This is a genomic window from Acidithiobacillus sp. TH-A35 (genome assembly GCF_057473505.1).
The window spans coordinates 1-3476 of sequence record NZ_JBYCKR010000180.1 but is presented as its reverse complement, the minus strand read 5'-3'; the positions used below and the strand labels follow the sequence as shown (position 1 = coordinate 3476).

3 protein-coding genes are annotated in these 3476 nt (G+C 58.2%); all 3 read left to right on the top strand.

The features are described from left to right. On the top strand, nucleotides 1-448 hold a 448-nt coding region (locus AC2VNK_RS06230; protein ID WP_486883197.1), incomplete at its 5' end, for a pilus assembly protein PilP. Nucleotides 449-492: 44 nt separating this feature from the next. After that, nucleotides 493-2844: a type IV pilus secretin PilQ gene (locus AC2VNK_RS06225; protein WP_486883196.1), complete on the top strand. Its 2352-nt coding sequence runs from the start codon at nucleotides 493-495 to the stop codon at nucleotides 2842-2844. Then, nucleotides 2841-3380 (top strand): shikimate kinase, encoded by a 540-nt coding sequence (locus tag AC2VNK_RS06220; RefSeq protein ID WP_291522360.1) that lies wholly within the window; start codon nucleotides 2841-2843, stop codon nucleotides 3378-3380. Before AC2VNK_RS06225 ends, AC2VNK_RS06220 begins: the two co-directional genes overlap by 4 nt. Nucleotides 3381-3476: the final 96 nt, after the last annotated feature.

The following is a 3476-nucleotide window of genomic DNA, read 5'->3' as shown; positions in this document are numbered from 1 at the left end:
CGATGGCCCGAAAAGCAACACGCACATTACACCACTGCCCAAGCCCCCCGCCTACGCACCAAAAGCTTATGAGAATCCGCTCAACCGTGACCCCTTCACGAGCTTCTCAGAGCTGCTGTTGCGCAAGGAAGCTGCTGCCGCCAGTAGCGGACCACGTCCCGCCAGTCATGGACCCGTCCAGCCGCTGGAAAAATATGCCCTTTCCAGCCTGAGCGTAACCGGCCTTGTCCGGGATAACCAGGGCAAGCTCTGGGCCGTAGTCCTTGCGCCGGATAAAAAAATCTATCGCGCGACGATCGGCAGCTACATTGGCACCCATAATGGTCGCATCGTGCGCATTGATGACGGCATGACGAAGCGGTCGGTCACCGTCGAACAATACATGCCCAACGCCTTCGGCGGATTTCAGAAAGAACAGACTGTTTTGCAGATGCAAAACGGCAACTGAACATGACTTGCCTAACCCCAAAGAATACAGAGGATAGCGAAAAGATGAGCACAGCATCCAATACCGTCCGCCACATCCGCAGTGTCACTGCAAGCCGGCAGTCCCGCCCTCCGGTACTGAGGCCAGCCATCATCGCGGCAACGCTCTGCCTGAGCTCCGGCACCGCCTGGGCCGAGAGTCTTATCAGCAGCGTTACGCCGGTAGCGGATCAGCATGGTACGGTGTTCCTGATCCGCAGTGACAGCCGCCCTGCCTACGACGTGAACACCCTGAATGGCGGTTATCGGGTGCGCATCGACTTCAGTGACGCCCACTTCCTGGCCTCCGTGGGTACCGTCGCAGGCAGCGGCGCCGTGCAGAATGTGCTCACCGAAAATGTTGGTCATCACGCCCGCCTTGATCTGCTGCTGAAGTCACCGCAGGCGATCATGATGGAGCCGGCGCCCGGCGGTTATCGGCTTGCCCTGGTAGCCGATCAAAGTAAAGCCGCAACGGCACCAGCGTTGGCCATGGCGAGCATACCGACCAGCAGCACGACAGAGGTCCCCGTAACCTCTGCGCCGCCCGTGCCCGCCCCAGCCATCACTTCCGGCACACAAATCAACGATCTGAGTTTTACGCGTGGTAAGGACGGTGGTGGGGTTCTGAATCTTTCCATCTCCGGCCCGCAACCGCAGATGAACGTCACTCGTGAGAATGGCGCCCTCATCGTCGAGCTCAAAGACACGGGCATTCCGTCCAGCTATACTCACCGCTTCGGGGTCAGCCAGTTCGGCACCCCGGTTCAGTATGTGGACGGTTACCCGCTGGGGCGCAACACCCGGCTGGTGTTTGCCATTCACGGTCCTTACGAGTACTCGGCCTACCAACTGGGGCAACACACGTTGATTGATGTACATCCCAAAACCACTGAGGCAGACAGCAATCCCGACGCCGGTGCGCGCCTGAGTATGGACTTCCAGAACATCAGCGTGCGCGATGCCCTGCAGGTCATTGCCGACTTTACCCATCAGAATATAGTCGTCTCTAACAATGTGACCGGCAGTCTTTCCATCCGCCTCAAGAACGAGCCGTGGGAACAAGCCCTGCAAGTGATTCTGGAGTCTCAGGGTCTGGCGGTAAAACATATCGGCAACATTCTCTGGGTGGCTCCGGCCAACCAGATTACCAGTCAGGAAGAGGCGCAACTGAAGGCCGCTGCCAGTAAGCGCAAGCTCGAACCGCTGGAGACGGAACTGATCCAGATCAAATATGCAAAAGCCTCGCAGATTGCCTCGCTGCTGCAGGGTTTCGATCAAAACCAGCAACCCGGAGTTGCAGGGGCCGACAATGGCATGAGCATGAATCCCGCACAGAATGCCGCTCTGGCCAGTGCATTGGGCATTCCGAGCTCCAGCCTTATTGGCAACTCGTTGCTCGGTCCACGCGGCTCGGTAGCGGTAGTAACCCGCACCAACAGCTTGCTGGTCCGTGACACCCCGCAGGATATTACCAACATCAAAAACCTGATCACTAAAATCGATCGTCCGGTCCCGCAGGTACTGATTGAAGCGCGCATTGTGCAGATCACTACCAATGCCGCACAGTCCCTCGGTGTACAGTGGGGCGGAACCTATACCGGCGGCGGCGGCGGTGGCGTCGTCAACCTGTCGGGTACTGGTGGTACGGGGGTTACATCGACACAGGGTGGCTCCTACCCGATGTCTGGAACTTCCACCACCAGCGGAACCGGCTTCACCACCCCGGCACTGGTAAACCTGACGCCCTCCACCGCAGGCAGCGCCCTCGCGGGCACCAATCCAGCATCGCTGGGCTTTGCTCTGGGCACCGCCGCTGGCAATCGCATCCTGAATCTGCAATTACAGGCACTGCAAGCGAACAACCGCGCCAAGATTATCTCCAGCCCCAAAGTCCTCACCCAGGACAACGAAAAGGCGGTCATCGAACAGGGTCAGGAAATCCCCTATCAGCAATCCACCAGCAGCGGTGCAACGTCAGTATCCTTCAAGAAAGCGGTGCTCAGCCTGGACGTCACGCCGCACATCTCGCCCAACGGCAAGATTACCCTGGATGTGGATGCGCGTAATGACCAGCCCAACTACGCTCAGGCCCTGCCTTCCGGCATTCCCATTGATACCCAGCAGGTCAAAACCAAGCTGCTGGTTAATAATGGGCAGACGGTGGTCATCGGCGGCATTTACACCGACTCGACCACCCAGAACGAAACCGGTGTTCCATTGCTCAGGGATATTCCCCTGCTGGGCTGGCTCTTCAAGAGCCATATCAACAATGTGGCGAAAACGGAATTGCTGGTTTTTCTGACCCCCAAGGTGATTGGCGGCGATGCCCCAGATGGCCTGGGGGGGTCACCTGGTAGCGCTAATCTCGGGCAATGACCAGAAGTATTATCCTCATCGGTCCCATGGGATCGGGTAAATCGACCATAGGGCGGCTTCTGGCCGCCCGTTTGCGCCTTCCTTATGTGGATAGCGACGCACTCATTGTCAGCCATACCGGTGTAGGTATACCCACTATTTTCGAGATTGAGGGGGAATCGGGTTTCCGCGAGCGGGAGCGCAAAATCATCGCCGATCTCTCCACCCGGAGTGAGCCGATCGTACTGGCCACCGGCGGCGGCGCCATACTCGACCCGGCTAATCGCCATCATTTGCGACGCATGGGCAGGGTCATCTATCTGGATGTTAGTGTCGACGAGCAGCTCAAACGTATCCGCCATGACCGCAACCGTCCCCTGCTGCAAAATACCGACCTCAATACACGGCTACAGACCCTTGCCGGGCAGCGTAATGCGCTTTATCAGGAGACCGCGCACTGGCGGGTACTGGGAGATGGTCTGCGCTCGGATCAGGTCTTGCGCCGGATACTGCGACATCTCCAACAGCGGGCAGGGCAAATCCCTACACGGGGATAGCCGGTCAAACAAGCTCAGAACGGCCGCAATGACGGCGGTGCACTTGCCTCAACGTAAAAGAACCACAACAATGGGGTATAAATCGGTCTATAAGAG

What these genes read in the sequence shown, in the direction of transcription:
- AC2VNK_RS06220 (WP_291522360.1), top strand. Translation starts at nt 2,841, where the DNA reads ATGACCAGAAGTATTATCCTCATCGGTCCCATGGGATCGGGTAAATCG.
- AC2VNK_RS06225 (WP_486883196.1), top strand. Translation starts at nt 493, where the DNA reads ATGAGCACAGCATCCAATACCGTCCGCCACATCCGCAGTGTCACTGCA.